Source organism: Chryseobacterium sp. MEBOG07 (assembly GCF_021869745.1).
Taxonomy (GTDB): domain Bacteria; phylum Bacteroidota; class Bacteroidia; order Flavobacteriales; family Weeksellaceae; genus Chryseobacterium; species Chryseobacterium viscerum.
Genome location: NZ_CP084579.1, coordinates 2691041 through 2715434, shown reverse-complemented (window position 1 = coordinate 2715434; position 24394 = coordinate 2691041). Strand labels below are relative to the sequence as shown.

General features: G+C 35.7%; 19 protein-coding genes and 1 pseudogene. 7 read left to right on the top strand and 13 right to left on the bottom strand.

Features of this window, described 5'->3' with window-relative positions; all coding sequences use genetic code 11:
- Positions 1–31: 31 nt before the first annotated feature.
- The 5 genes from LF886_RS12525 to LF886_RS12505 all read right to left on the bottom strand — a co-directional run bounded on the left by LF886_RS12525 (position 32) and on the right by LF886_RS12505 (position 9157).
- On the bottom strand, positions 32–2269 hold the full coding sequence (locus LF886_RS12525; RefSeq protein ID WP_236849877.1) for a TonB-dependent receptor plug domain-containing protein: 2238 nt from the start codon (positions 2267–2269) through the stop codon (positions 32–34).
- Between the two features lie 43 nt (positions 2270–2312).
- Positions 2313–3122 carry a 3-deoxy-8-phosphooctulonate synthase gene (gene kdsA / locus LF886_RS12520; RefSeq protein WP_124531689.1) on the bottom strand — a complete coding sequence of 270 codons (810 nt, stop codon included), beginning with the start codon at positions 3120–3122 and terminating at the stop codon, positions 2313–2315.
- A gap of 333 nt (positions 3123–3455) precedes the next feature.
- Positions 3456–3983, bottom strand: a complete 528-nt coding sequence (locus tag LF886_RS12515; RefSeq protein ID WP_236849875.1) for a DUF1697 domain-containing protein — start codon at positions 3981–3983, stop codon at positions 3456–3458.
- Between the two features lie 106 nt (positions 3984–4089).
- Positions 4090–5583: a hypothetical protein gene (locus tag LF886_RS12510; protein WP_236849874.1), complete on the bottom strand. Its 1494-nt coding sequence runs from the start codon at positions 5581–5583 to the stop codon at positions 4090–4092.
- Positions 5584–5671: 88 nt separating this feature from the next.
- Positions 5672–9157 (bottom strand): DUF2723 domain-containing protein, encoded by a 3486-nt coding sequence (locus LF886_RS12505; RefSeq protein ID WP_236849872.1) that lies wholly within the window; start codon positions 9155–9157, stop codon positions 5672–5674.
- 222 nt (positions 9158–9379) lie between these two features.
- On the opposite strand from LF886_RS12505, the gene LF886_RS12500 reads away from it, so the two are divergent.
- The 3 genes from LF886_RS12500 to LF886_RS12490 all read left to right on the top strand — a co-directional run bounded on the left by LF886_RS12500 (position 9380) and on the right by LF886_RS12490 (position 12718).
- Complete coding sequence (locus LF886_RS12500; RefSeq protein WP_124531697.1) at positions 9380–10417, top strand: PLP-dependent cysteine synthase family protein; 1038 nt, start codon at positions 9380–9382, stop codon at positions 10415–10417.
- An 82-nt stretch (positions 10418–10499) separates the two neighbouring features.
- Positions 10500–11771, top strand: coding sequence for an aminotransferase class I/II-fold pyridoxal phosphate-dependent enzyme (locus LF886_RS12495; RefSeq protein WP_185147150.1), 1272 nt, complete (start codon positions 10500–10502; stop codon positions 11769–11771).
- A 68-nt stretch (positions 11772–11839) separates the two neighbouring features.
- Entirely contained in the window at positions 11840–12718 is an 879-nt protein-coding gene (locus LF886_RS12490) for a DMT family transporter (protein ID WP_236849870.1), read from the top strand.
- A gap of 82 nt (positions 12719–12800) precedes the next feature.
- Here the strand turns inward: LF886_RS12490 and LF886_RS12485 are convergent, their stop codons facing one another.
- The 3 genes from LF886_RS12485 to LF886_RS12475 all read right to left on the bottom strand — a co-directional run bounded on the left by LF886_RS12485 (position 12801) and on the right by LF886_RS12475 (position 14671).
- Entirely contained in the window at positions 12801–13190 is a 390-nt protein-coding gene (locus LF886_RS12485; protein WP_236849869.1) for a YybH family protein, read from the bottom strand.
- Positions 13191–13294: 104 nt separating this feature from the next.
- Positions 13295–13945, bottom strand: a complete 651-nt coding sequence (locus LF886_RS12480; protein WP_236849863.1) for an NADPH-dependent F420 reductase — start codon at positions 13943–13945, stop codon at positions 13295–13297.
- A 138-nt stretch (positions 13946–14083) separates the two neighbouring features.
- The gene (locus LF886_RS12475) at positions 14084–14671 is read right to left on the bottom strand and encodes a Crp/Fnr family transcriptional regulator (RefSeq protein ID WP_124531707.1); all 588 of its coding nucleotides are present in this window, start codon (positions 14669–14671) and stop codon (positions 14084–14086) included.
- A 562-nt stretch (positions 14672–15233) separates the two neighbouring features.
- On the opposite strand from LF886_RS12475, the gene LF886_RS12470 reads away from it, so the two are divergent.
- Positions 15234–15995 carry a hypothetical protein gene (locus tag LF886_RS12470; RefSeq protein ID WP_236849861.1) on the top strand — a complete coding sequence of 254 codons (762 nt, stop codon included), beginning with the start codon at positions 15234–15236 and terminating at the stop codon, positions 15993–15995.
- A 157-nt stretch (positions 15996–16152) separates the two neighbouring features.
- Positions 16153–18341 (top strand): annotated as a pseudogene (locus tag LF886_RS12465) (B12-binding domain-containing radical SAM protein).
- 319 nt (positions 18342–18660) lie between these two features.
- Here the strand turns inward: LF886_RS12465 and LF886_RS12460 are convergent.
- The 3 genes from LF886_RS12460 to atpD form a co-directional block, all read right to left on the bottom strand.
- Positions 18661–19479: a hypothetical protein gene (locus tag LF886_RS12460; RefSeq protein WP_236849860.1), complete on the bottom strand. Its 819-nt coding sequence runs from the start codon at positions 19477–19479 to the stop codon at positions 18661–18663.
- A gap of 80 nt (positions 19480–19559) precedes the next feature.
- Positions 19560–19841, bottom strand: coding sequence for a FoF1 ATP synthase subunit delta/epsilon (locus LF886_RS12455; RefSeq protein ID WP_236849859.1), 282 nt, complete (start codon positions 19839–19841; stop codon positions 19560–19562).
- Positions 19842–19930: 89 nt separating this feature from the next.
- On the bottom strand, positions 19931–21439 hold the full coding sequence (atpD, locus tag LF886_RS12450) for a F0F1 ATP synthase subunit beta (RefSeq protein WP_236849857.1): 1509 nt from the start codon (positions 21437–21439) through the stop codon (positions 19931–19933).
- 216 nt (positions 21440–21655) lie between these two features.
- Between atpD and LF886_RS12445 the strand changes: the two genes are divergently transcribed.
- Positions 21656–22576, top strand: a complete 921-nt coding sequence (locus LF886_RS12445; protein ID WP_103232278.1) for a bifunctional riboflavin kinase/FAD synthetase — start codon at positions 21656–21658, stop codon at positions 22574–22576.
- A gap of 41 nt (positions 22577–22617) precedes the next feature.
- Here LF886_RS12445 and LF886_RS12440 read toward each other — a convergent pair whose 3' ends face one another.
- Both LF886_RS12440 and LF886_RS12435 read right to left on the bottom strand, forming a co-directional pair.
- Positions 22618–23109: a hypothetical protein gene (locus LF886_RS12440; RefSeq protein WP_236849855.1), complete on the bottom strand. Its 492-nt coding sequence runs from the start codon at positions 23107–23109 to the stop codon at positions 22618–22620.
- A gap of 82 nt (positions 23110–23191) precedes the next feature.
- On the bottom strand, positions 23192–23545 hold the full coding sequence (locus tag LF886_RS12435) for an MmcQ/YjbR family DNA-binding protein (protein ID WP_103232277.1): 354 nt from the start codon (positions 23543–23545) through the stop codon (positions 23192–23194).
- A 128-nt stretch (positions 23546–23673) separates the two neighbouring features.
- Between LF886_RS12435 and LF886_RS12430 the strand changes: the two genes are divergently transcribed.
- The gene (locus LF886_RS12430; protein ID WP_103232276.1) at positions 23674–24330 is read left to right on the top strand and encodes an NAD(P)H-binding protein; all 657 of its coding nucleotides are present in this window, start codon (positions 23674–23676) and stop codon (positions 24328–24330) included.
- The last annotated feature ends 64 nt before the right edge of the window (positions 24331–24394 follow it).

Below are 24394 nucleotides of genomic sequence, written 5' to 3'. Positions count from 1 at the left end.
GCTTTTTATTATTTTATTTTTTGATTTCAGCTTATAGTCTGAATTCCAGTTTTACATTAAAGAAACGTCCTGTAAGACGTACTGGAACCGGATACATGTAATTGCTGTTGTAATCTGTAATCCATTGGTTGGCTACCGTATTGTTGATATTAAATGCATTGAAAACCTGAACCCCTAATGTCAGTTCTTCAAAATTACCCCAGAAACCGGATCTCTTATTTTTCTCTTTCGGATCAATAAATACTTTTGTTAATCCTAAATCTAACCTTTTATAAGAAGGAAGAGTCTGTTGATAATTATAAGCTGCATTAAAATCAGGCTGTCCATTGCTGTTGAATAGTACAGGGGCTCCTGTTGGTAATCCCATTGCATATACTAAAGTAAGATTGACACGCATAGACGGGAAACTCGGCATATAATCCTGATAGAACATCGCAAACCTCAGCCTCTGATCTGTAGGTCTTGGGATATCACCCCTTCCGTCAATATTTTCGTACACTCTGGCATAACTCGCAGACAACCACGAATCTACACCGGGAACAAATTCTCCAAATAATCTGGTATCAATACCATATGCATATCCTTTAGAATTATTCTGCCCGGAATAACGGATTCTCACATTATCCATGTAGTACGGAATCAGGTTATCCATTTTTTTATAGTACAGTTCTGTAGTCAGCTTAAAGGGTCTGTCATACATCTGGAACTCATAATCGTTGGCAAGAATCACCTGAATAGAGCGCTGTGACTTTATATTAGAGTTAAAATTACCATCTAAATCTTTGATCTCTTTATAGAAAGGAGATTGATAATAGATCCCTCCGGAAATCTTGAACAGCATATCGTTATCCCAGTCGGGCTTTATTGCAAACTGAACTCTTGGAGAGAATATGGTTTCTTTATTGAAACTCCAGTTGGCAACACGTACTCCAGCGTTCACAAATACTTTACTGGCTCCCCAATAGAATTTCTGAGAATACTGCGCATATGCAGAAAGTCTTGTAGGCTCAATATTGTTTTGTCCGGCAATATAATAAGCAAGCTTCAGATCTCCTGTAGTCCCTGTTCTCGGATCAATAATTTCCGGTCTTGGAATGCTGTATCCGGCAGAATCTACAAGCTTCCACTCATTGGTAAAATCCTTAAGGTTTTCTTTCTCATATTTGAATCCAACCTCAATATCCGTATTTACATTGGGAGAGAATTTCGCTCTGAACTGTGTTCCGTATGTTCTTACAAATAAATCATTTCTTGCATGCTCTATCTGCCCTCCAATATCGAAAGATGTCACAGGCTGCTTTGTAACAGGATCAAAGGTCTGCAATTCGTATTGCGACTGTATTGTATAATATTCTCTTTCTCTGTTCTGATAAGCAAAGGCATCCAAGGTAAGCTTCCATTTGTCTGTCGGCTTATAGTTCATGGAGAATGTCCCCATCATATTTTTATACTGGTCATTTTCTTTACCTGCATATCCTATATTCACTGTAATAGGCTGCTGAAGGCTTCCAAAAGTGACACTTTTTGCCTTAGGAATCATCTCATAGTCATTCTTGGAATAGTACCCAATGAATGACATGGAGAGTTTATCATTAACATGGTAATTCAGATAAGACTGGAAATCCCAATACGTTGGGTTAAAATCTGTATCTTCCTTTAAGGTATTAAGAACAAGATTGGTATTTCTGTATCTTCCGGAAAATAAGGCTGTAAATTTTTTATTTTTTGAAGCCAAACCAGTTGTCAGTCTGCCTCCAATTAAACTTGCCTCTCCTGAAAGTTCAAATTTTTCAGGTTCACGGTAATAGATATTTAAAGCAGAAGACATTTTATCACCATACTTGGCTTCAAATCCTCCTGCTGAGAAATTCACTGCAGATACCATATCCGGATTGATGATACTCATCCCCTCCTGTTGAGAGTTTCTGATCAGGAAAGGTCTGTAGATCTCAATATCATTGATGTAGATAAGGTTTTCGTCATAGTTTCCACCACGAACCATATATTGGGAAGACAGCTCGGTATTGGAGTTTACGGAAGGAAGCGTCTTAAGCAATCCTTCAATCCCACCATTAATAGAAGCTACTGATTTCGCTTCTTTTGCTGAAATTCTCACATTGGTAAGGTCATTGGTTCTTCCTGTTACTTTTTTCTGGAAGACAACTTCCTCTATATCGGTCACTCTAGTGGTCGCCGTATCCTTTTTTCTTTGTTGGGAGAAAATCAGAAAAGGGACCATAAGGCTTAGCGGTAAAACTAGTTTTTTCAAAAGAAATGTTTTAGAATTTCTAAAATTAATGTTTTTTTAACAATTACAAAATTGATTCTCTAATTCTTGTCAATTTTTGTAACAAATCTTCTAATAAATCTAATCTTAACATGTTCGCACCATCAGATAAAGCAGTTTCCGGTGTAGGGTGCGTTTCGATGAAAATTCCATCTGCACCTACTGCAATTCCTGCTTTGGCAACGGTTTCAATAAGGTCCGGTCTTCCTCCAGTAACCCCTGAGTTTTGGTTTGGCTGCTGTAGAGAGTGTGTAACATCCAGAATAACAGGAGCATATTCTCTCATCGTAGGAATTCCTCTGTAATCTACAATCAGGTCTGTATATCCGAAAGAATTTCCTCTTTCAATGATGGCTACTTTCTGGTTATCAGAATCCGTCACTTTCTGAACAGCAAACTTCATTGCTTCCGGTGAAAGGAACTGTCCTTTTTTCAGGGTAACACATTTTCCTGTTTTAGCGGCAGCGATCAATAAATCGGTCTGACGTACAAGGAATGCAGGAATCTGCAGAACATCTACATATTGAGCCGCTAATGCTGCATGCTCATTCTCATGAATATCTGTAGTTGTCGGAATATTGAATGTCTCTCCTACTTTTCTAAGGATTTCAAGAGATTTCTCTTCACCAATGGTTGTGAAAGAATCTACACGGCTTCTGTTGGCCTTTTTGAAACTTCCTTTGAAAATATAAGGAATATTGTATTTATCCGTTATAGTGATTACTTTTTCAGCAATTCTCAATGCCATATCCTCTCCTTCAATAATACAAGGTCCGGCAATAAGGAAAAAGTTTTTTGAATCTTTGTGCGAAATATTATCTAAATACTGAATCATTTTGTTGTAATTAAAAAGTTCAGTAAAAATACTGAGAAAGTTTCAGACTTGGAAATTATTTGGGGGTTAGTTAGGGTTTAGGGAAACCGAAGACTAAAATAATCTTTCTTTAATATATAATAGATTAGATTGCTACGGAATGACAAACCGTACGTTTTTATTCTATAATTAATTAAGCAAAATCATCTGTATAAATTTGCGCAATCTGTGGGCAATTCTAACATTCAATAGGAACGGGCTTTAGCCCGTTTAATAAAAAACAAACCATCAGTTTAGCTTCAGCCAAAACTTAAAAAATAAACAGAACGTTTAAAAATTCACTGATGAAACATTTTAATTCATCTTTTTCAAGACTTTCTCAAACGTATTTACATTCCTGCTGGTGAACTGATCTTTAAGACTTTTTTTGCCTAATACTTTTCCGAAGGTAGAATCTAAGGTATTTCCTTTCGGGACTTGCCAGTAAAATATACCATTGATAATTTCTGCCTTTTCGTTTTCTGCCTGTGCAGCTTTTTGAAACTCGTCCATCAGCACTTTTTCCACTCCCGGCATTCCGACAAAACTATAAATATGGAGATTTTCGTTTTTTTCAAAAGGAATACCATTCCAGAAAACGGCTGTCTCTTCCTGAGATTTTACAAACAGGAAAGCTTCATAAGAAAAATGCTCTGACATTGCTTTTTCCAGAACTGTTTTTAAATCTTCTGCATTTTTATCTGAAGAAAAAACAATATTTCCTGAAGCTAATATTGAACTCACATCTTTCATTCCGGCATCTTTAAAAACCTGGCAGACATCAGCCATTTTCATATTGGTTCCTTTTACGTTGACACCGCGGAGAAAAGCACAGTATTTCATTTTTTTTAGGTTTTAGTTTTTAGATATTAGGTTGCAGGTTTTAAGTTTGAGGGTTTGAGAGAGTATTTTAACCCTTGTTTCTGAACTCTCTGCAATTTTCAATCCTTTAATCAACCCTAATGTACAAATTATAGTCTGTTCCGGAAGGTTTCAGATTATATATTTTTTCTAAAATCTTATTGTCACTTTTCAGGTGGTCTTTCACTCTGAATTCCTTTAAAAGTTTGTAATGGGTTTGGTAATACAATGCATTGGCATTATTCCCTTCATAGATATTTTGGTAGGAAAGTAAATATTTCGGTTTTCTTGTTTTTACCGTATTGATCCAGTAATTCACTTTGTCCTTTTTAATTTCTTCCTGAATCTGCTTGTCTACCAACCCAACCTCATCAATTGTTTTTAATCCAGAAAAATAAGGAACATAACCAGCCGGTTCCAATAAGATCCACTGATTTTTGTCTTTCTCATATTGGTTTAAAAATGTTCCAATCGTTCTACGGTAGTTCCATTCTCCGTTTCCTGTTGCAATACAGTGAACAGTCTGGAAAATAAGCATTGGGAAGATATAGAATATAACCAGTAATGACAGCCATAGGTTTCTCCTCTCTTTCTGCTCCAATACGAAAATAAGAATAGGAACAAAAAGTAGTAGCTGTGGTACCCAGTAATACCAGTCGAACAGGCTTTTCTGAGAAAGAAAAATAATCTGTTTTGCCCATCCAAAAATAAAGATCATCCATAAAAAATAGTTTCTCTTTTCTCTTTGTCTGATAAGATAAATAAAGCAAACCAGCTCAAAAATCAAGATAACAACAGTCATAGGGTTGAAATCTCTAGGAACTTTAAGCATTCCCCAGAAGTTCCCGAAACTCTTAAAAAAGTAGCCGATATGTTGCTGGATGGTGAAGTTTTCACTGTAAAGCAGTTTTTTTGCGGTAATGGTATTATTCACCAGCTCACCAAAGTAAAACCAGTTGAAAGCAACGGTTAACAAAACGCCCAGAATTCCGCCAAAAATATAATTCCATCTTATTTTTCTGTTCCAGAATAGATCTACAAGAAATACAATTCCCAGGAATATCACAGTATCAATCCTTGTAAACATGATTAAAACCGGAAGAAACGTTACTACCCATTTCTTCCCTTTATGGAACCCGTAATACAGGAGTGCCATTTCCAGGAAAAAGAGGATTCCATACTCCATTCCGAGAATTGAGATTTTAATGGCTGGCGGTAAAATACCCACTAGAAATATAAAAATCGCTTTGTGCCATGGGTTTTTAAGGACCAAATGAGAAAGCAGTAAAGTTCCTATTGTAAACAGAATGGAATTGAAAATCAAAAGAGGTTCAATAAAATTTTCCTTTCCAAAAACAAGATTGAAAAGGTAAGACACAAAAACATACAGATGAGTGGTAGACGCAGAAATTTTGGTGTCTCCATTGAAACCAATTACCCCATAATCCAATAGATTCTGGGCCACTCTCCAGGTAATAAACGCATCTTCCTGAATATAATGTGTCAGTAAAAAAAGAAGCTTAAAAGCAACTGTAGCAATTACAGCATAGATTGGGAACCTGCTATTTTTTGTTTCAGCCATTATGTATTTTTAATTTCACAAATATAACCTTAATATTCAGGATTCCCAATAATAAAAAAACGGGACCGAAGTCCCGTTTTAAAGTAGTTTATTTTGTTGCTTTGATAATCGCAGTGGTTATCTGATTTTCTTTTTCTTTTGAATAAGTAGAATCATAAGGTTCCATGACATCAAATAAATACTGGTAGAATGGCGCGATCTGCTGTACATTTTCAGATTCTTTCATCGCTTTATCTTTACCCATTTCCTGAAGATCTTTGATAAATACATTGAACTTTTTATCAATCGGCTCTATAGATTTTACCAGATAAGCATATCCTTTTTCTTTCTGACCAATCTTCGTATAAGCATCCGTTACTGCAGCTACAACAAGAGAATATTCCATCGGTTTTGTTCTCATTTGTCTTCTCAGGTAGCTTTGGTCTGCTTTGGAAAGGCTTAAATAATAATCGTACTCTTCAAAGATTCCTTTTTTAAGAACCTCAGCAAGCTGAAGACCTTTCTGCTCCTGACCTGCAATAATGTATCCTGATACAATTGAGCTTAATGAACGAGGATCGTTGTATTTCTCAGCAGGAATTTCTTTGGCTGCAAGATCCAGAATTTCCAATGCTTTAGCTTTCTGTCCGCTCAATGCAAGTGCTGCTGCAGCTCTGCTCGCTGACATTCTGTAGCTGATGATATTGGAAGTAGCTGTTTCATCAAAGTGAGTATTTAAGTTTTTGAAGTTCCCCCATCTGAAGTTTTTCACTACATTATAAAGAGAATTGGCATCTACTCTACCCATATCTCCATCAGCTGTCGGAGGCGTTTGGATAGGAATTAATCTGTAACTGAATCCGTCAAACTGAAGATAATCGTTCAGATAGAAAATATTTTCACTGTCATAGATACCTCCTGATGAGAAGTTGATAGGACGCTTCCAGTCGAAGTTGGCCAAAAGATCCATCAGAATCAGGTTATTCTTATACAATGTATTCCCTTTGTAAGTAATCATAATCTGATTAGCAACATTTGGAAGATCTTCTTTATTGATGATTCCTGCTTTTAAAGCATTTTCTTTATTTACAGGAAGAATGAATTTGTTTACCGGAAGGATATTGTATTTTTCAAATTTCTCTTCTCCGAAGTACATTTTCAACAATTCGTCTTTCTCAGGAGATTTGAATTTAATGAATTCAATAGCTTGTTTTAACGTTAAAGAATCCTGTGTAAGATACTTTCTGAACGACTGGAATTGTGTTTCCGGAGCTCCCTGTTCTTTCAACATAGAGAAAACACCTTCCCAATCTTCTTTCTTCATCATATAGATCTGATCGTTTACACCATCTCTGTAATCTTCGTGTGTCAACTGGCTAGGGATTCCCATAGCATTGTAAGTTCTTCTTTTTACCTGATCAAGATTCCAAGGAGTTGAAGCAAGAGTAAAGTTAACTACTTTCACATCATCTCTAAACTGTTCTGTTTCCTGGATTGCCCAAACCGGGTAAGTATCGTTATCTCCGTAAACGAAAAGGATATCGTTTTTCGGTAATGATTTTAAAACTGAATACGCATAATCGTAAGCTGTATATCTGTTGCTTCTGTCATGAACATTATAGTTCTGGAATCCCATCATGAAAGGTACTCCTAATAAAACTACTCCTAAAGCGATGTTAGCTCCGTTTGATTTTATTTTAGACTGCAGGAACCATAAAATAGCTCCGGCTCCCATACCAATCCAGATCGCAAATGCGTAGAATGAACCTACCATTGCATAATCTCTTTCTCTAGGTTCGAAAGGTTTTACTCCTGTATAGAAAACAATACCAACACTTGTTAAAATAAATAATGATAACAGTGCATAGAATCTTCCAAAGTCTCTATTCAATTGGAAGAAGAATCCAATCAGACCTAAAATTAATGGAAGGAAGAAGAATGTTACTGTACTTTCATTCTTGAATTTAGCAGGCATTTTATCCTGATTTCCTACGTTTACATTATCGATAAAAGGAATACCGGAAATCCAGTTTCCTTTTGTGCTTTCCATGTTTCCTTCAAGGTCATTCTGTCTTCCAACATAGTTCCACATCAGGTATCTTACAAAGTAATATCCGTTCTGGAAAGAAATAAAATAATCCATATTCTGAAGCAATGACGGCTTCTGAACGTTGATCAGGTTATAAGGTTTTACTTTCAGATAATCTGAAGCTGTAATCGACTTATCTTCATATTTCCCTCTCAATTCATCAAAGATCTGCTTAGCCTGTGGATTGTCTGCCACGTCTTCGTTAGCATAATTGAATGTAAAATCCGGAGCACCATACATTGAAATATAGTTAGCCATTACATCCTTATCCTCATTAAACATTCTTGGCATTAAGCTTACCTGAGACTTGTTGAATACATAATTGAAACGGTCTCCGGTTTTTCTATATGTTCCGGTTTTTTCATCTTTTTCGTAGATCTCACCGGTTTTTTGAGTTTTAAAACTTCCGTCCTCATTCTTCTCAATTCCATTAGCATCAAGGAATGCCGTGTAATTTTGTCCGTAGATTGTTGGCCAGTCACCGTACTGCTCTCTGTTATAATAATCCAACATACCAATTGCTGTATCCGGATCATTAAGGTTCATCGGCGGATTAGCATTGGCTCTGATTGGAATAACCATCCAGCAAGAGAATCCGATCATCATGAAAACCACAGATAATGCAGCCGTCTGGTAGATTTTTCTCTTTGCTTTTCTTGCATATTTGATTAGGAAATAGCAGATCGCTACCATCAAAACAAAAGCTACAATTGTCCCAGAGTGGAAAGGAAGTCCAAGACCATTCACGAAGAAAATTTCAAGTCTTCCGAACATGGTCATAATTAAAGGGAACATAATTTTGAAAACAATAATCAAAATCCCCAGTGTAATAAGGTTTGCCCAGATAAAATTTTTCCAGGTAAACTTATAATTTCTTGCATAATATACCAGACATACTGCAGGGATAGCCAGCATACACATCATATGCACTCCCACAGAAAGTCCTAAAACAAAGAAAATAAGAATAATCCATCTTTCACTGTCTCCCGCCTGATATTCATTCTCCCATTTGGTGATTAACCAGACCAAAAGCGCAATAAACATGGAAGCCATGGAGTAAACCTCTCCCTCTACTGCCGAGAACCAGAATGTATCTGAGAACGTAAAGCAAAGTGCTCCTACCGCTCCGGCAAATAAAATAGAGATTTCCTGATGTTTCGTAATTTCATCAAAATCTTTGTTCAGAAGTCTTCTCACAAAGTGGGTGATCGTCCAAAACAAAAATAAAATAGTCAGCGCACTGAACAATGCAGACATCGCGTTGATCACGATAGAATAATTTTCGCCTTTCCCTAATGCAAAAATGGCTGCCACGGCACCCACTATCTGGAATAAAGCAGCTCCGGGAGCGTGCGTTACTTCAAGTTTTACTGCAGAAGAAATGTACTCGCCACAATCCCAAAAACTGAAATTGGGTTCTATGGTGGACAAGTACGTGAAAAACGCAATGACGAAAATCACCCATCCTGAAACGGTGTTCCATTGCCTAAAAGTCCAATTTTTCATAGTATTAAATCAATTATGCGAAAATAAGGCTTTTATCTTATTTTATGCGGGTTTTAACAAAATTTAAAAATTTTGGCGTAGTATTTGCGAATATAGACCTGTCAAAACTGTAAATACGAAAATAAGTTTTACAAAACTATGCCCTAGAAATCAAACAAAAGTTTAGTAATTATTTATTTTTTTGTATTTTTGCAGTCAGATTTTTATTGAAAATAACAAATAATGAGTAATGTTTACGATAATATTCTTGGCCTAATAGGACATACTCCTATGGTGAAGCTAAATACTGTTACAAAAGATATTCCAGCAACCGTTTATGCCAAGTTAGAATCATATAATCCTGGACATTCCACCAAAGACCGAATCGCACTTCATATTATAGAGAACGCAGAGAAAAAAGGCCTTTTAAAAGAAGATTCTGTAGTTGTAGAAACTACTTCCGGGAATACTGGGTTTTCTATTGCGATGGTATGTATTATTAAGGGATATAAATGTATTCTTGCAGTAAGTGATAAAACAAAACCAGAAAAAATTGCTTATCTGAAAGCATTGGGTGCTGTGGTGTATATATGCCCGGCCAATGTTCCGGCGGATGATCCAAGATCATATTATGAAGTAGCTAAAAGAATCGCTCAGGAAACTCCTAATTCTATTTACATCAATCAATATTTTAATGAGCTTAATATTGATGCCCACTATCAGACTACAGGTCCAGAGATCTGGGAACAGACGGAAGGTAAGATCACTCACCTTTTTGCCTGCACCGGAACTGGAGGTACGCTGTCGGGTTCAGCCAAGTTTTTGAAAGAGAAAAATCCAGATATCAAGATCATTGGAGTAGACGCAGATGGCTCTATCCTAAAAAGCTATCATGAGACTGGAGAAATTCACAAAGAAGATGTACATCCTTATCAGATTGAAGGAATGGGTAAGAACCTTATCCCTGCGGCCCTGCTTTTTGACAAGGTAGACGAATTTGTAAGGGTAAATGATGAAATGTCAGCATACCGAACCCGCGAAATTGCTTTGAAAGAAGCGATCATGGGTGGCTATACTACCGGAGCTGTAACACAGGGACTCATGCAGTATGCAAAATCTCATGAGCTCACAGAAAATGACCTGGTTGTTTTAATCTATCCTGACCACGGTTCCAGATACATCACTAAAGTATACAGTGATCAATGGATGGCCGAACAGGGATTTGTTAACAACTGTGTTCACAATTATGACGAAGTTTTCAAAACGGAGTTTATCAAATAAGAACAAATAAAATCACAATACAAATAAAGCCTTTTGCGTGTTCTACAAAAAAGGCTTTTTACTTAAAAATTACGATACAATGTTGGATATTTTTGAAAGAATAAAAGAAAATCCAGGACCACTTGGACAATTTGCAGATTATGGTGAAGGCTATTTTATTTTCCCAAGATTAGAGGGACCTATTGGCCCTAGAATGCAATTTCAGGGTAGAGAAGTAATTTTCTGGAGTGCCAATGACTATTTAGGATTGTGTAATCATCCTGAAGTAATAGAAGCAGATGCAAAAGCGGCTGCAGAATACGGAATGTTCTATCCAATGGGAGCAAGAGCAATGTCTGGAGAAACAGATCAGCACCTTCAATTGGAAAGAGAACTGGCAGACTTCGTAAAAAAGGAATCAGCATATTTATTGAATTTCGGTTACCAGGGAATGGTTTCTACCATAGATGCTTTGGTAAGCAGAAATGACGTTATTGTTTATGATATGGATTCTCATGCCTGCATCGTGGATGGAGTAAGACTTCATTCTGGTAAAAGATTTACCTACAGGCACAATGATATGGCAAGTCTTGAGAAAAACCTTCAGAGAGCGACTAAAGTAGCTGAAGAAACAGGAGGAGGTATTCTTGTGATTACAGAAGGGGTTTTCGGAATGAGAGGCCAGCAGGGAAAAATCAAAGAGATCTGCGATCTTAAATCAAAATACCAGTTCAGACTATTGGTAGATGATGCACATGGTTTCGGAACTCTTGGTACAACAGGTGCCGGTGTGGGTGAAGAGCAGAACTGTAATGATCAGATCGATGTATATTTCTCTACTTTTGCTAAATCAATGGCTGGTTTCGGAGCATTCCTTGCGGGTGACAAAGAAATCATCAGATATCTGAAATTCAACCTAAGATCACAAATCTTTGCAAAATCTCTTACAATGCCAATGGTAATCGGAGGATTGAAAAGACTGGAGCTATTGAGATCAAAACCTGAGATCAAAGCTAAACTTTGGGAGAATGTTTACAAACTACAAAACGGACTTACAGAAAGAGGCTTTAATATTGGAGACACTAATACTTGTGTAACTCCGGTAATGATGCAGGGAACTCCGGTAGAAGCTACTCTATTGGTAAAAGACTTAAGAGAGAATTACGGTATTTTCACATCAGTTGTGGTATATCCGGTCATTCCAAAGGGAATGATTCTTTTAAGATTAATTCCTACCGCTTCTCATACGGATGCAGAGATCAATGAAACTCTGGCCGCGTTTGAAGCTATTCATGATAAACTAGTAGGTGGCTACTATAAAGATCAGGAGCAAAAATTACTGCAGGAACAAGGATTAAGTTTTAAACCAATTTAATCATAAAAAAATAAAAAAAGCCACTGATTGATTCAGTGGCTTTTTTGTTTAAATAACCGTAAAAATAAATGAAACTTAGAGGTTACATACTGGGAATTCTGTCGGCTGTTTCATATGGCCTGATTCCGATTTTTATTCTGCCTATCAAACAGGCTCACTTTTCTATGGACATAACCCTGTTTTACAGGTTTTTCTTTGCTGCCTTAATGGTCGGCGGTTATCTGATTTATTCCAGACAAAATTTCAGGCTCAACAAGAAAGAAGCTTTAATATTAGCTATTCTGGGAATCTGCTATGCCCTTTCTTCAGAATTTCTATTTTTAGGATATGATTTTCTTACTCCGGGAATTGCTTCCACCGTGTTGTTTATCTATCCGGTCATTGTCGCTTTGATCATGTTTTTCTTTTATAAGGAAAAACTTTCCAGATTATCTGTAGTTTCATTATTGTTTGCTTTTGCTGGGGTCATTGTTTTATGCTTAAAAGGAAATGGATTGGAAATTAATTTCGCAGGTTTAGGAATCGTGATGCTGAGTTCTCTCTTTTATGCACTTTATATGGTTATTGTGAACAAGGCAAACTTAAAGGTATCGGGATTTAAGCTTACTTTTTTTTCCATGCTTTTTACTTCCCTGTTTTTTATGACAAAGGCATTGATGGGTCATGAATCATTTGCTATTCCTTCCATATCTATCTTTCTGAACTTTCTTGTTTTTGCATTTCTTACTACAGTTATCTCAAGTTTATGCCTGGTATATGCCATTAAACATATTGGTTCTACACCAGTGGCCATTTTAGGAGCATTAGAACCGGTAGTTGCGGTCATGGTTAGTGTATTGCTATTTCATGAAAAATTTACTACGAATCTGCTGATAGGAATCACTTTGATCCTTTTTGGGGTTATTCTTAATGTCATTGGAGATCAAAAGAAAATATGTCATGCCTAGAATTTGTATTCATAGACTGATATCAATCATACAAAAGCCGGACTTCTTACTGAGTCCGGCTTTTTGTATCACTTTATAAAGGTTACTTTACCTTATTGAACATATATCGTGCGATTTTCCATTTTGAATTTTCTTTCTCCAATACAAACAATTCACGATTTTCTTCCGGTGTGGTTTTGTTATCCGCATAGAGCAATTGCGTTCCTCTTGACATAGTACGTGCTATGGCATAATTTTCATTGATGATCGTGATTTCTTCAATTTCAAACTTTATATTCAACTTAAGAGTTTTAAATACAAAGTCATAAGATTCTTTAAGCTGTTCTTTGCCTTGAGATGTTGGACCGCCTAACGGCATGAAAATACCTGTTTCACTATATAAAGAAACGGCTTGCTCAGTAGATGAGGCATTCAATGCATTCTGATAGCTATTAAGTAATTCCTCTATATCTTTTTTTACTGTTGTTTCCATATTTTTGTAATCAGATGTTTTAAGTGTTGAATTTTGTTTTTTTGAACAGGATGTTAGTATTAACAATACCTGGATGATGATAAGAATGTTTTTCATCTATTTTTTTAAAGTTTTGACTTAGCTTCAGAAAGGTTCACCGTTTTTCCAAGCGCTCCAAATTCATGCAGATCTCCAAAAACTTCAATACGAATTGACTGATCAATCCCTCCTACTTTTAAAGGATCAAATCCTGATTTTTCAATCACTTTCTCAATATCCTTATCAATGGATGGATTATCCGAAGCATAAAACAATACTGCTTTTTCAGGATTTCCGTTGGAAGCTCCGGCAAGACTTCCCGCCCCCAGTGTTCCAAATGCTTTTACCAATTGAGCTCCTTGAGGAAGAATCGCTTTATTAAGCTCTCCCGCAGATTCTCTTTCTCCAATGATTTTTTTGAATCCTCCATTTCCATCCGGAGCAATAGGATTTGAGACATCTACAATAATTTTGTCTTTCAGAATATTTCCATACTCATTAAAGAAGTCTTTAAAGGCACCAAACCATATTGCCGGTATAATAATATCAGCAGTATTGATGGCTGCATCAATATTCATACTTTGAGCCAAGCCTCCGGACTGCTGGGCAAAATTATCGGATTCCTCATTATTTCTTGTTGCTACAATCACCTGTTGGTTATTCTTGATCAAATCTCCAGCTATTGCTTTCCCAATGTTTCCAAGACCGATAACGGCCACTTTTTTTAATGTTTCCATTTCTTTTGATTTTTGTTATTTATCTATGTCAAAATTAGGAGGAAAGGGATTCAAAAAAAGACAAACAAGTTTAAGAAATAGCCTTGACATTTGGTAAGGTCAATGATGAAACTAATTTAATAGTAAAAGGAAATACGATCAGCTTTTAATTCTCTTCTGTCGGATTTTACTTAGGAATTGTGGGGTAATGCCGAGATAAGAAGCAATCTGAGTATTGGGAAGGCGATTCGCCAGTTGCGGATACTGCCTGATAAAAAATTCATATTTCTCCTCTCCGGTAGCGCTTATATTTTGAAGCACCCTATTTTGGAGCTCAATGAATTTTTGTTCAATGATCACTCTGAAGTTCCTGTCAAATTTGGGATAATAAGTATAAAGAAACCAAAGGTCATTTTTTTCAATCTGCAGTACTACAGAAGTTTCCAGAGCAACAATATACAGTTTGCTGGGATTTTTATTATGAAAGCTGTCTATATCTACAATCCAGTCGTTTTCTGCCGCAAACTGGAGATTATGTTCTTCTCCACTACCATCTATATTATACATTTTTAAACAGCCGGAAACAACGAATGTATAATACTGACACACTTCGTTTTCCTGAAGGATAAACTGCTTCCGTTTGATCCTTCTTTCAATGAACCTTTCATTCAGTACTTCAATTTCTTTCTTTGAAAGCGGAATATAGCTTTTAAAATATTCGATAAGCGGAGCTGTTTCGTCTGACATTTTGAATGGGTGTAATTTTTATATTGAGTTAAAAAATATTGAGACAATATATTAAAAAATACCGGAACTTATTTTACTAGAATATTTAATGATATAAATAAGATCAACTTATAGGATTTAAAAGAACCTATCTATATCTAACGCTTTTCCAAAGAATTTTTTGAAACCACTCATAGAAACCCATGTTGCCATCATTAAATGGATCATTGTATACATTAAAAGTAAAGGTCTTACCCCGAAAAATAGTCTTGTTCCATAGCATTTTGAGCAAATATTTGGCTTTTTCCTGTTACCACTGGTTATTAATACAAATCTTTCTATCATAATATCAACCGTCCCATCACTCCTTTTTCTTAATTATATTGAATTGATTTTGTTTATTTTACGAATACGTGGAGTCATGAATGCCGTGGCTGAACAGAAAAAACGATTCCATTTGTTGGAAAAAATTTCAAAAATAAATTCGGCTTTCTGGTGTAAGAAAATTTATCTGATTATATTACATCCGTTTGTTTATAGGAGTTCCCCCCTATAGCAGACCATTGTATTTATCATAAAACAGATGAAGGAACTACAAAAACTTACCAAAAAACAATTATATAATAAAATCAGGGAGAAATCGGAAAACCTCTATACCATCACTCATGAAATGCTGGAAAGTAATTTCTTTAATGAAAGTTCTTTAGACGAAGAAAGCCTTGCCGAGTTTCTTGAAATGCTGGATGATGAAACCGCAGAAAAAATAAAAGATGCTTCTCTTCACATCAATAATGAAAATGATACCCCTGAAATTGTTCTCATAAAAAATGAAAGCAATCGTTCTCTTGAACTGATTACTCAGGAAGGAGAAGGATATAAAATTATTCTTATAGAAGAAGATATTCACTTATCCGAAAAACTCTTTGTTGAAGACTATATTGTTCTTATCGCTACAGGGAATATACAAGCAGAGAATATTATCGTCAATGGTTCGCTTTACTGTGCGGGGAATGTTACCTGCAAAGTATTATTCGGGGCATCGGGCAACGATAACGAAACCTATATTGGAGGAAGTATTATGAGCTCCCTTATTGCAGAAAACGGACATTATACTGTGGCAGAAGGTAATATATATTCTCGGTATCTGATCAGTTTTCATAATGAAATCATGGGAAAAACCGGGAAATTCATTGAAAATATCAGCTTCGAAAAACCAAGCGAAAGTGGGTTACTGAATTCTGCAATCCTTGATGAAGACGGATATTTTGATGAAGATTCTTTTTTAAACTTTATTGATAGTAATACTCCTGATGCATTGTTTATGAAACCGACAGATTTATTTTGAGATTGTATTGCTATGGAATGATTAACCGGAGGCATTCTATTGGATAGAAACCCGTTTTCATATAACAGAATTCAGAAGACTTTTCTTCACTGGTTATAATCACGAGAAAAAATTTTTTTCTAAAAAAACTTTAGAATAACTTTGCAAAAAATTTCTGTTGAAAGACCTGCTTCTTATTACTCCGCCTTTTACCCAACTTAATACCCCTTATCCTGCAACAGCTTATATTAAAGGATTTTTAAATACCAAAAATATCTCCAGCTATCAGGTTGATTTGGGGATTGATGTTATTTTGGAATTATTTTCAAAGGATGGAATTCAGAAGGTTTTCAGCAAAGAAATTGATCTTCAGAATATCTCAGAAAATTCTCAGAGAATCTATGCGCTGAGAGAAGAATATTTAAAAACCATAGATCAGGTTATTCCTTTTTTACAGGGTAAAACCCCTACACTGGCAAGACAGATCTGCAGCATGAATTTCCTTCCTGAAGCTTCCCGTTTCAACCAGTTGGATGACATGGAGTTTGCTTTTGGAAATATGGGACTTCAGGATAAAGCCAAGCATCTTGCAACCTTATATTTAGAAGATATATCAGATTATATTGTAGAAAATATTGATGTCGATTTTGGTTTCAGCAGATATGCAGAACGTCTCGGAAAAAGCGCGAATTCTTTTGATGAATTGTATTCAAAACTATCTGGTGATCCCACATTTATCGATGCGTTTACTTTAAAAATTCTTCGTGAAAAAATAGAAAATATTCAGCCAAAACTGGTTTGCTTCTCAGTCCCTTTTCCTGGTAATCTTTATTCCAGTTTCAAATGCGCCCAATGGATCAAAAAACATTATCCTCACATAAAAATTGCTATGGGAGGTGGTTTTCCCAATACAGAATTAAGAGAAGTTAAAGACCCTAGAGTATTTGAATTTTTTGATTTTATTACCTTAGATGACGGAGAAATTCCTTTGGAACTCCTTTATCAAAATTTGGAAATTTCAACTGTGGAAGGTGAATTTAAAAGAACTTTTCTTGTTGAAAATCAAGAAGTGGTTTATAAGAACAATTCTAAACGACATGATTACAAACAGTCTGAAGTGGGTACTCCGGATTATACCGATTTAAAACTGGATCAATATATTTCCGTTATCGAAATCGCCAATCCGATGCACAGTTTATGGAGTGACGGAAGATGGAACAAACTGACAATGGCCCATGGATGCTATTGGGGGAAGTGTACCTTCTGTGATATTTCTTTAGACTATATCAAAATCTATGAACCTATTTCTGCTAAAATTCTGGTAGACCGAATTGAAGAACTGATCAAAACAACGGGTGAAACAGGATTCCATTTTGTGGATGAAGCTGCACCACCAGCTTTAATGAGAGAGGTAGCCCTTGAAATTCTCCGAAGAAATTTGGTGGTAACCTGGTGGACGAATATTCGTTTTGAAAAAAGCTTCACCCGTGACTTATGTTATCTCCTGAAACTTTCGGGATGTGTTGCTGTTTCCGGAGGACTTGAAGTGGCCAGCGACCGATTGTTGAAATTAATTGACAAAGGAGTTTCTGTAGAGCAAGTTGCCAATGTAACCAGAAATTTTACTGAAGCCGGAATAATGGTTCATGCCTATCTCATGTATGGCTACCCTACCCAGACTGTTCAGGAAACAGTTGATTCTTTGGAAATGGTTCGTCAAATGTTTGAGATGGGAATTCTTCAAAGTGGTTTCTGGCATCAGTTTGCAATGACTGCTCATTCACCTGTCGGGATGAATCCTGAGGATTTTGGAATTGTTCCGGTAAAGCAGGAAATACTGTTTGCCAATAACGACATAGATTTTAAAGATAAAACCGGAATTGATCATAACAAGTTCAGCTTCGGATTAAAAAATCTTTATTCAATTATATGCATGGAGTGAATTTTGAACTTTCACTTCAGGAGTGGTTCGACTTTAAAATTCCGAGGACGACCATTCATCCGGATTACATTCATGACTGTCTTTTGGAAGATGCGCAGTTTACTCTGAAAGCCAACTCAAAAGTAGTCTTTCTAACCAAAAATGTAATCGCTGAGAATCACGTAAAAAATAAAAAGAAATATTCTGGTACGTATACGCTTCTTACATTCCACTTAAAAACTAATATTGTTAAGGTAGAATTGGAACAGGAAAAGGCAGAATGGCTGGTAAATGTGTTGGAAGAGAATTCGATTGAAAATTTAAAAAAACCTACTATTCAACAACTTAAGACTCAATTTGAAGAGAGTTTTGAAGATTTTGAGCTATTCTGGTTCTCAAAACCAATGCAGCAATTGAAGGAAAATGGAGTGATTTTGAGCTTATAAAAATTTTTGATTTTTTCTCAGGGATTTTTAAAAAGAGACGATTTTCTGTGAATTGTTAGTTTTCTGTATGAATAAAACCTGTTTTGATTGAATGATAATCTCTCGCGAATTTTGCAGATTAAACAGATTCTGATTTTAAAGAATAAAGGGTTCTATTTTTTCATTCCGAAGAAATTTATATAAAAATAAATCTCCAAAAACGACTAACGAGATTTCAATAAGTTTTGACTAAAGCCAGATGAAATTTGATCTTTAATAAAAAAACGGGCTAAAGCCCGTTTCTATTGATATAAAAAGTATGTTTCTTTCTGATAAATAATTAATTTTGAGTCTCTTTTGATACGGGACCTACAGATACTTTTTCCTGTATTTTAATAAAATTCGGATCCATAATAGCCATACGCTCAGCCAGTGCTTTATAAGTAGGATACTTTAAAATAGAGGCTCTCCCAGACATTTCCTTATAAATGACAAAAGATTTTCCACCAGCAGTTTTCAGTTGTTTTGTGGTCGTGATATATCTTCCGATAAGTTTGCTTTTGGCATCGTAAATTTCAATATCTATAGGTGTTTTATCCATAATGATATCCTCTGAGCCGAAACTTACCGGTAAATTGGTAAAATAACCTACCGGAACACCATTGCTAAGGATCTCACCCACTTTATTGACCTCAATATTCAGTTTGTCTATTTTCTTTCTTATGACATATGCTTCTTTAGTTTTAGTATCCAGTTTTCTTTTAGGTACATTTGAAAAAAGCTCATCAAGATTTTTGACATTGATCCCTTTGTTATCAATTATTTTAAGATCTTTAATAGAAGTAAAGACAGCCGATTTTTCTTCTCCGGAAAATGCAGAAGGTGATGAATAATCAAGTTCAATGGTTTTATCCCTGTTATATATCCTGTTGATCATGATATAGCTGTCACGCACTGAATCAACGATACTTTTATCAATGAATTTTATCGTATACAGCGGAGTTTCCTTAAGATCCATAAACGTATATTCGTTGGACTTATTGGACAGTTTGGCAACCGGAATACCATCTAAATTGATTATCCCTCTTTTGGTTTTGAAATTCTGAGCATGAAGGAAAACACCCAGAACTGTAAAGAATATGATTATGCTTTTCTTCATCCAATCAAACTTTTACAACAATAAAAAAAGTGTAACACAAAGTTACACTTTCTTGAAAATATATTTAGCTTTTCATTTAATTATTCACAAAGGATAATTCCTTTATTATGATTAAATTCTACAACACCGCTTTTGATAGCATAAGCAAAAACAGAGTCTTTTCCAGTTTCTTTGGTAAAGTTTTTAGTAAAAGCCTCATCAATAGAATTAGCAAAAAGCTTTACATCACCTCCGATCAAAGAAGAAACGATTCCTGCGTGGTTTTTCATGATGTGAAATTCACCATTTTTTCCAGGCAATAATACTGAATCTACTTCTCCTTCAAAAACTACATATTCTGGTGTTAAAATTTTTATATTCATTTTAATTTAGATTTGAAGATTTCATATTTCAGATTTCAGACAACTTAAAAGTCTCATGTCTAGTATCTGCTATCTTTATGTCTAATTTATTAAGCGTTTTCAGCTAACATTTTTTGTCCTGCTTCGATAGCTTCTTCGATAGTTCCTTTCAAGTTGAAAGCTGCTTCTGGTAAGTGATCTAATTCACCATCCATAATCATGTTGAATCCTTTGATTGTATCTTTGATATCAACTAATGATCCTGGGATACCTGTAAACTGCTCTGCTACGTGGAAAGGCTGAGATAAGAATCTCTGAACTTTTCTTGCACGGTAAACAACTGATTTATCTTCTTCAGAAAGTTCTTCCATACCAAGGATTGCGATGATATCCTGAAGCGCTTTGTATCTTTGAAGAATTTCTTTTACTCTTTGAGCACAGTTGTAGTGTTCGTGACCGATAACTTCTGGAGACAAGATTCTTGAAGTAGAAGCTAATGGATCTACCGCTGGATAGATACCTAATGAAGCAATCTTTCTGTCAAGTACCGTAGTTGCATCCAAGTGAGCAAACGTAGTTGCAGGAGCCGGGTCAGTTAAGTCATCCGCAGGTACGTATACCGCTTGTACTGAAGTAATTGAACCATTTTTAGTTGAAGTAATTCTTTCCTGCATCGCACCCATTTCAGAAGCAAGAGTTGGTTGATAACCTACCGCTGAAGGCATACGACCAAGAAGTGCAGATACCTCAGAACCAGCCTGTGTAAAACGGAAGATGTTGTCTACGAAGAAAAGTACATCTCTACCTTGTCCGCTTTCTCCACCATCTCTATAGTACTCAGCTAATGTAAGACCAGAAAGTGCTACTCTAGCTCTTGCACCTGGCGGCTCGTTCATCTGTCCGAAAACGAATGCAGCCTTAGATTCTTTCATAACTTCTAAGTCTACTTTAGAAAGATCCCAACCTCCGTTTTCCATAGAGTGCATGAAATCATCACCATACTTGATAATACCTGATTCCAACATCTCTCTCAAAAGGTCATTTCCTTCTCTCGTTCTTTCACCTACTCCGGCGAATACAGAAAGTCCTCCGTGTCCTTTTGCAATATTGTTAATCAACTCCTGGATCAATACTGTTTTACCTACACCAGCACCACCGAACAAACCAATTTTACCTCCTTTTGCGTAAGGCTCAACTAAGTCGATTACTTTAATACCTGTAAATAAAACTTCTGCAGAAGTTGAAAGTTGATCAAATTTTGGAGCTGGTCTGTGAATTGGAAGACCACCTTCCTTAGAAATATTTTGAAGTCCGTCGATAGCATCACCAACAACGTTGAATAGTCTTCCGTTTACAGCCTCGCCGATTGGCATCATAATAGGATTTCCGTATCCAATTACGTCCTGCCCTCTTTTAAGACCGTCAGTAGCGTCCATTGCGATACATCTTACTGTATCTTCGCCAATATGTTGTTCTACTTCTAAGATTACTTTTTCACCGTTTTCTTTTGTAATTTCTAACGCGTCATAGATTGTTGGAACAGCTTCCACATCTCTGAAGACAACGTCGATTACCGGACCAATAATTTGAGAAATTTTACCTTTAATTTGGTTTGCCATTGCTAAATTTTTTCTTGGTGCAAATATAATGATTCTTCATAAACCTGCAATTGGTAAAAAAAAGATTTTTATCATGCTTTTGATAATAGATAAATTTCAGAATATACCTATATAATAGCATATCGGTATAGCAATTCTAAGCTTACAGGGATTAGTCTCTTGTTATATTGATAGATTGGCACATTATTTCTATATTTGCAATCAAATTTTTCCGTTTTGAAAGTTTTCAAGAATTTTACAGATTATTCTTCACACAAGCCTTTAGCATTATCTTTGGGCATGTTTGACGGGGTACATCTCGGGCACAAGAGTATTATCGATGAACTGACTAAAGTAGGTACAGAAAACAATCTGGAAACTGCTATCCTTACTTTTTGGCCACATCCAAGGTTTGTTTTTAATCCCAATGAAGATTTAAAACTTCTGAATATATTGGAAGAAAAGAAACAGCTGGTTGAGAAATATGGCGTTGATAATTTGTTCCTGAAGGAATTTGACGAAGAATTCAGAAATTTAACAGGAGAAGAGTTTGTACGTCAGATTTTAATTGATAAGCTCAATGTAAAATACCTTATTATAGGATACGACCATTCTTTCGGAAAAAACAAAAGCGGAAATTTTGAGCTTCTTCAGAAATTATCCAAAGAACTTGATTTTGAGGTTGAGCAGATGGAAGCGATTAATATTCACGAAAATAATATCAGTTCTACGAAAGTGCGCAATGCCCTTTTAACAGGGAATATTATAGATGCCAACGAAATGCTGGGGTACTCCTACTCTGTTTCCGGAACAGTGGTTCATGGTAAGAAGATTGGAAGAACAATCGGATATCCAACTGCCAATATTGATACGGAATCTATAAAGCTTCTCCCTAAAAAAGGAGCTTATATTGTAGAAGTATTTGTAAAAGGCAACCAATATAAAGGAATGCTGAGTATTGGGACCAATCCTACGGTAAATGGAGAAAAACTCACTGTGGAAGTTTACATCCTTGATTTTGATGATGATATTTATGATGAAAAGATTACCGTAAGTTTCAGGGATTTTCTTCATGACGAAATCAAATTTGAAGGTCTTGAAAAGCTGATTGAAAGGCTTGACGAGGATAAAGAAATAACAAAAGAATTCAATTTTTAAAAATAAATAAAGGCTATTCATCACCGAATAGCCTTTTTGTTTTATTTCAATACTTTTAAGTAGAGTTTCTGAGGTTCACTACTCAGTTTTACATTAGGAAACTGCTTGTCATAGTCAATAAATATATCTCCTTTTTCATCCGCTTTTCCATTTCCATCAGAGTCCCAGCTTATTGTCACGTAGTATTTTGCAGGTCCTGCAGGTTTTGGATTGATCTTGCTTTCAGCATCTTTAGGTACTGGCAGTTCTATCGTAAATGGTACAGATTTCTGCTCGTATTCTTTTTCTGTAATCAAAGTGGCAGGAGCATCTGCTAACTTTTCATCCATTCCATACAAACTTACTTTCATTTTTGGATTTTTAATCGTAAAATTATCCGTTCCTGAAAACTCTAGTTTAATATTTTCTGAAGCCGTTTCAGAAGTTGAAGTAACAGGAGCTGGATTTTCAGCTGTATTTTTCTTCTCTGTTTTGGTGCAGCTTGACAGCATCAATGTACCGGTTGCCATGAATAATAAAAGGTGGTTTCTCATTTGTTCTTTATTTTATTAATGTTGATTCTATATTTCACTGATAATAGATAACAAATTTCGTACCTCAATCTTTTTTTATCCTTTATAAAGAATTCACTTCGTTCTGAGCCTTTTTTGTAAGGGATTTGAAAACCAGATCATAGGACTGGTCAATAAGTTTAAAGATCAAATCTCTTTTCAATCCGTCTACTGTTACAGAATTCCAATGGGTTTTATTCATATGATAAGCACCCGTGATCTGCGGATATTGCTCACGAAGCTCAGCACTCCACTCGGGATCTGTTTTTACATTAACCGCTAAAGGCTGTCTTTCAAGCCCCATCAATAGAAACATTTTTGTATCCACTTTCATTACAAGTGTTTCATTATCAAAAGGAAAACTCTCTGTAACTCCTTTTTTAGCAAGACAATAATCTAAAATTTCGTTGGCATCCATGTAAATTATAAGTAATGAGTGAGCAATAATTAAGAATGATTGTAAATGATATTTGATATAATTTTTCAATCTTTAATTCAAATTTAGTAAATTTAAGAAAGAAATAATCTCACAAAATCACAATTATTATGAAAGCTTTGGTAATAGGTGCTACAGGCGCTACGGGAAAAGATTTAGTCAATCAGCTATTGAATGACAAAGAGTTTGATGAAGTGGATATTTTCGTGAGAAAACCCGTTGATATCCAAAACGATAAGCTTAACATTCATATCGTGAATTTTGAAAAACCCGATGAATGGAAAGATATGGTGAAGGGAGATGTTGCTTTTTCTTGTTTGGGAACTACTCTAAAGGATGCAGGGAGCAAGGATGCCCAGAAGAAAGTAGATTTCAATTATCAGTATGAATTTGCAAAGGCTGCCAAAGAAAATGATGTGGAAGATTATATTCTGGTATCCGCTTATGGAGCAAACCCACAATCAAAAATTTTCTATTCCAAAATGAAAGGCGAACTGGAAGAAGCTGTAAAGCAGCTGCATTTCAATAAAATAACCATTTTCAAACCAGGAATGCTTGAAAGGAATAATTCGGAAAGAACCGGAGAAGTACTGGGAAGCCGTATTATAAAATTTGCTAATAAACTTGGGCTCCTGGAAAGTCAAAAACCTTTGCCAACCGATATTCTGGCAAAAGCAATGATCAAATCTTCAAAAATAAAAAGCAATGGCTACTCCAGTATAAAACTAGGCAATATCTTTTGTTTTGCAGAAAAGACTAATGAATAGTTAAAAGATTCGAGGTATGGGGTTCGGGGTAATCTGGTTTGGAAAACCTTATTATCAATTTCCC